The sequence below is a fragment of the Ruegeria sp. F5 genome, assembly GCF_056533845.1.
The window spans coordinates 1-5117 of sequence record NZ_JBQFOU010000046.1 but is presented as its reverse complement, the minus strand read 5'-3'; the positions used below and the strand labels follow the sequence as shown (position 1 = coordinate 5117).

The window sequence follows — 5117 nt, the reverse complement described above, 5'->3', positions numbered from 1 at the left end:
TTCAGGCGAAAGGCTTCATTGTTGTTACAAGACTTGGCGCGCTTGGTGTGGAGGGTGAAGCACGTGGACCGGAGTACGAGTTGACCGAAATTGGAACAGCAAATGCGCTCCCCAAGCTGCTGTTTTGCAAATGGCCAGAACACGGTGATTTTGAGGTTCTGCGTCACCAACGATCGGGTGGATAAAATGAAGAAAATCCTAAACCACGTAACTAAATTCAAGACATTGCCATATCCGAAACGGTGACGATGAATTGAAACCTGTCTCCCATTTGGTGCTCTATTGTCTCGAGTCTTGTGACGTTTGGCTTGTATTACAGCAGCGCTCCGTCGCGAATATCGCGACATCCTTATTACCATAGCCAGTAGCTTGGAAAGTTTGGTTGCAGGATAGTAGGTTTCATCTTTGAGCAGATAAATTTGGTGCCCGGGTGAGGGGGCGGGTAAAAGTCTGCATTACGTTTTCGGCTAGACCCGCCCTCCAATCATTCGGGGATTTTTTTTCGACAGGGAATGCTTTCTAGAGCTAGAGAGGCGAAAGATGATCCCTGTGTCGCAAAAAACCATTTCTAATCAATGTATTGCCTGTTTGTTGTCCTGGAGCGGGCAGATATTTTTGAGATTTTTTTGTTTTGGTGCATGCAGCTCGCTGCCTTTCGCGTGAGCAAGCAATGCGTCCCATACCGGACATTGATTGAATTGTGGTCAATGTCTTCACTGCGGAGATAGTGTTGAAAAAGTCAGAATTTCCTGGCTCTTAGTTTTCCGCAAAAATTCAGAACATGAGAAAAGTCGTGTCGGTTTGCGCTCAACAGGTCATGATCGCCACATACAGCGCCGCATTGATGATTTGGCCGACCCTCTGGCCGAAATCTCGTGACGTCGATCCATGGCCTGCTTTTCCACTGGCTTTCGCCAAAAACTGACTTTTTCAACACTATCCGAACAATGTGTAAATTGGGAGCAGCAGGGCGAGTGTTGGCTCTCGCAGAGCTCAAGCTATCAACTATTCCTCCTACTTTGGCTCGGAAGTGCCAAGAGACCCGCGCCAATTATGACCAGAATACCAATCAAACCCAAGGAGTTGGGCAGCTCCGCGAAAAACAAACCGCCCCAGATCAGACTGAACACGAGATAGCTGTAGTCGAAAGCTGCGACTGTATTGGGTGGCCCGAGCTGGTAGGCAACCGCTGCTCCAACACTGCCGATCAAGATAAACCCCGCGAGCGCCATAAGCGTGACCAGCAGTCGCAAGTCTACCATCTGCCATGGGCCGAGAATAAACGATCCATCTTGTCCAGCAAAAGCGCCTAGGACAGCCCCGCTGACTATGAACGCAACATTCAACACAAGTGCCAGACTGAATGGATCATCGTCGCGGCATTTGACCGATGTCAGCACCATTGCACCGGCATAAAGACCGGCTGCGATGATCGGCATGAGCGTTCCGAGCGCAAGATCTGATGTATCAGGTTGGATAATGAGCAGCACTCCAATGAAGCCTGCCGCGATTGCGAAGATGGCGCGGTGCCGAGGCCAACGGCCCGCAACGCTTGCAGCCAACGCGACGATGAAAAGCGGGCCCGTGTAGTAGGCCGCCGCTGCCAGCGATAAGGGCATAAGCGGCAAAGCTGAGTAATAGCTCAACCACATGAGCACGAGCAGAATGCCGCGAAGGACGGCCCAAGCAGGATTCTCCAGTCTTATCCCTCCGCGACGGTGTGTTAGCCACCAGAGCATGGGCACGACCATGCATGACCGCAAAATGAACATTTGCCACAACGGAAGCGACAGCCCGGTTCCTTTGATCAGCGCGTCGCCGAGAGAGAGAGCAGCAACGGCGGCAATGATCGCGAAGATGGCGAGACTGGTCTGGCTTTTGGTTGTCGTCAACGTCATCTCGGCTACCGATCTCCATTACACTATTGACCAGAAAGCATGTATGCTCTCATGTGAAAAAGGAATTTTTCACCCATTTGCATGACTAAAAGGAATGGATTTCCGACCATGTCACATCCCCCTCTCTCTCGTCTTCGACCATTCGAAGCTGCGGCTCGTTATGAGAGCTTTTCCAGTGCAGCGGAGGAACTTGGGATGACACAGACAGCGGTGAGCAAGCAGATCGCTGCATTGGAGCGGGAGTTAGGCGTCACGCTCTTCGAGCGACGCAACCGTGCTGTATTTCTGACCGATGCCGGGCGGCGGCTTGGCAGGGTCGTTGGCGCGGCTCTGTCCGATATCACAACCGAGGTAGCCGCAATTCAGGGAAAGCGTCGGTCTGCTGAACTGATTTTGCACTGCCAACTATGTGAAGCGTTCTACTGGCTTATGCCGCGTCTGGCCCGATTTCACGAACGCCACCCAGGTGTTGAACTGCGCGTCGTTAGCAGCCTCAATCCACTGACCGAAACCTCCGAGGCATTTGACGTGGCCATGCAGACATCTGGCCGCGCTTCGGGGTCGGCCCGTTTGGCCTTTACGGCAGCGGATGACATTTTTCCGGTTTGTGCTCCGTCGCTGGTCGCGGACGCAAAGCTACCTCTTAAGCCGAATGAGGTTGGACGGTTTCCGTTATTAGTCCATGCTGTCATGCCGCAAGATTGGGCAGGCTGGGACGACTGGTTCGAAGCTGTCAGCGTCGACACGGCCAATCGTCCCAAATATGTGTCGTTTGATAGCTATCCACTAGTTCTCCAAGCTGCTGTAGCCGGTCAAGGCATCGCTCTCGGTTGGGGCAGAACCACCGAGGGGATGATTGCAGAAGGCAAGCTCATAAGACCTTGTAACGAAACGATCGCTCGCCCGACGGAAATTTCCGTCTTTCGCGGTGGATCCCGTCACGTTCACCCAAACACCGATCAGCTTATCGAGTGGCTGGGCGAAGAATTGAACGAATAGCAGTCCATAGTACTGTACGCAGCATTCAGAACTATGGGCTCAGAACGGACTTTAGCGCGGGTGCAGCAAGGCGCGGCAGCGGCCTCGATGATGCTGGCTTTACGCGAAAACCAGATCATACGGCGGGCATCTGCTGGGTTGCGCAATGGATACCGCCACCCATCTCACCCAATGGGTCAACATTCAAAGTTACGATCTCCCGCCTGGGATAGCGCCGCGCAAGAGCTTCTCGCGCGATCTCGTCGGTTTCTCGGTCTCCAAATTCGGCGGCAATCACCGCCCCATTGCAGACATAGTAGTTTGCATAGGAGGCTACGAAATCGATGCTGCTCACCCGGCGGATCACCGGCTCAGGAATGACCTCCACATCCAAACCGCTTGCGACAAGCACATCATGTGTTTCAACGGCAGCGAAATTGAACGGGTCTTCCAGATCGGGGTCATCCGGCAGATTGATCAGTACACGCCCCGGACCAGAAAACCGCGCAAGACTGTCAATGTGATAATCGGTGATGTCCTCGCCCCAGACACCAGGCGACCAGATCATCCGGTCAGCGCCGTAGGCGGTCAGCAACCGGCGCTCGATCTCGTCGCGGCTGAGGCCGGGATTTCTGTTGTCGTTCACCCAGCTGCTTTCGTGTGCAATCAACAGACCATGCCCATCCTGCTCCGCGCCCCCTGCTTCTCCGCGTAATCCGGTTGGCAAGAGCTGCAGCCCCAGACGTTCGGCAACACGCTCGGCAATCAGGCTATCGCGGGCATTCACTTGTTTTTCCCCCCCCCAGCCATTGAACTGGACATGGCTGATGGCAAGACCGCCAGCGCCGTCTACCACAAAGATCGGTCCTGCGTCGCGGCACCAGAGATCTTCAGTGGCGATGTCCCATAACTCTACTTTTCCCGAAAGCTTTGCCTGTGCCCCTGCGTGATCCTCAGCCGCACTGAGCATCTTCACCGGCTCGAACTCGCTGATTGCATTCGCAATATCGGCAATCGTCTGCTGAGCCATATCGAGGAAGACAGGGTCAGGATGAACCATGCGGTTTACGGGCCATTGCATGAAAGTAAGCTGGTGAGGATCTTCTTCCGGCGGTACGTAGAACCCAGAATTGGCAGTTGCCCTATTCATCCCGAGCAATCCCACCATTCCCAGTGCCCCGCTGCCGACCATCATACTACGCCGCTTCATAAACCCTCACAATCGTTTGAGAAATGGCGATCCTGTCTATTTTTGCGGGATAGTCGACATCAACACAAGGTCAAGAATCGCGTAGATAGCCTCGCGGAGAGCGGAGCAGCTGCATTCGGTGACTACATTGATTGCCTTAGAGCAATCGGTGCAACAGCAACGCAATCGGATTCCAACAGATGACTCGAAGTCGACATTGATGCATTTCGAGTCTGCGAATTCTAAGCGGAGCCTTGCCGTGTGGCTTGTTTCGAACCGGGTACTTACCGCCTAGTCACATTGGGGGAATTTTGCCGAGCAGGTGTTTGCGAGTGCGACTCTCACAAACACGCGGAGATTGGCGCAAAACAGACCTACACACTCATTGCGGGTGAAGCCCAATGCGTTTGGGTGTTTCTGGTGCCTGTCCGGACATAACCACCCAACGTTTACTTAGGAGCCACGTAATGAAACCTAAATTTGTCGCCGCAGCTGCAGCCGTCGCATTCGGACTGCCCACTCTGGCCGCAGCGCAATCTGCGGACACCAATGGAGATGGTGTTTTGACTATTGAAGAGGTGCAAGCTGTTGCGCCGAATGTCGATGCCGATACATTTACGATGATGGACGCCAATGGAGATGGTTCTCTGGATCAGGATGAGATTCAGATTGCGCAAGAAGCGGGGATACTGCCGTCAGACAACGGCTAATCTGCTTGTTGAGAATGGCGGCCCGATCCTCCCTGGGCCGCCTGACTCCGCTAAGCAGCTGGTTGAAGCAAGCACACCTCTCAGAGTTATCCGTTCTTTCGAATTGCGAACAAGGGGGATCGAGCTTGCCATATCCAGCTCTCATGCGTCGTTTTGCATATGGTTGGGTTTGAACGGCCGATTGGGTAAGATGTACCTAAGAAGCGATTGCACTATACTGACCTAATTAAAAAGCGGATTGTGACATGCCGGTTTTTATCACTCTAACCAATGCAGATATAAACGATCCCGGTTTTTGGGCTTCGCTGGATATTGGCCCCGATAGCACGATTGATGCATCGG

The 5117-nt window shown here is 53.4% G+C and carries 4 protein-coding genes and 1 pseudogene; 3 read left to right on the top strand and 2 right to left on the bottom strand.

Annotation, left to right across the window (positions count from 1 at the left end; all coding sequences use genetic code 11):
• Positions 1–185 (top strand): annotated as a pseudogene (locus tag ACR0K1_RS25255) (hypothetical protein); the annotation flags it as partial.
• An 816-nt stretch (positions 186–1001) separates the two neighbouring features.
• Here ACR0K1_RS25255 and ACR0K1_RS25250 read toward each other — a convergent pair.
• Positions 1002–1898 carry a DMT family transporter gene (locus ACR0K1_RS25250; RefSeq protein WP_480612439.1) on the bottom strand — a complete coding sequence of 299 codons (897 nt, stop codon included), beginning with the start codon at positions 1896–1898 and terminating at the stop codon, positions 1002–1004.
• Between the two features lie 81 nt (positions 1899–1979).
• Between ACR0K1_RS25250 and ACR0K1_RS25245 the strand changes: the two genes are divergently transcribed.
• On the top strand, positions 1980–2897 hold the full coding sequence (locus tag ACR0K1_RS25245; protein WP_480612438.1) for a LysR family transcriptional regulator: 918 nt from the start codon (positions 1980–1982) through the stop codon (positions 2895–2897).
• Between the two features lie 115 nt (positions 2898–3012).
• Here ACR0K1_RS25245 and ACR0K1_RS25240 read toward each other — a convergent pair whose 3' ends face one another.
• A complete protein-coding gene (locus ACR0K1_RS25240) occupies positions 3013–4086 on the bottom strand; it encodes an agmatine deiminase family protein (protein WP_480852272.1) in 1074 nt (357 codons plus the stop codon).
• A 446-nt stretch (positions 4087–4532) separates the two neighbouring features.
• Between ACR0K1_RS25240 and ACR0K1_RS25235 the strand changes: the two genes are divergently transcribed.
• Complete coding sequence (locus ACR0K1_RS25235; RefSeq protein WP_480612436.1) at positions 4533–4775, top strand: EF-hand domain-containing protein; 243 nt, start codon at positions 4533–4535, stop codon at positions 4773–4775.
• The last annotated feature ends 342 nt before the right edge of the window (positions 4776–5117 follow it).

Bases quoted from the DNA above. Each gene is read 5' to 3' on its own strand.
- ACR0K1_RS25240 (WP_480852272.1), bottom strand. From the start codon at position 4,086: ATGAAGCGGCGTAGTATGATGGTCGGCAGCGGGGCACTGGGAATGGTG.
- ACR0K1_RS25250 (WP_480612439.1), bottom strand. From the start codon at position 1,898: ATGACGTTGACGACAACCAAAAGCCAGACCAGTCTCGCCATCTTCGCG.
- ACR0K1_RS25235 (WP_480612436.1), top strand. From the start codon at position 4,533: ATGAAACCTAAATTTGTCGCCGCAGCTGCAGCCGTCGCATTCGGACTG.
- ACR0K1_RS25245 (WP_480612438.1), top strand. From the start codon at position 1,980: ATGACTAAAAGGAATGGATTTCCGACCATGTCACATCCCCCTCTCTCT.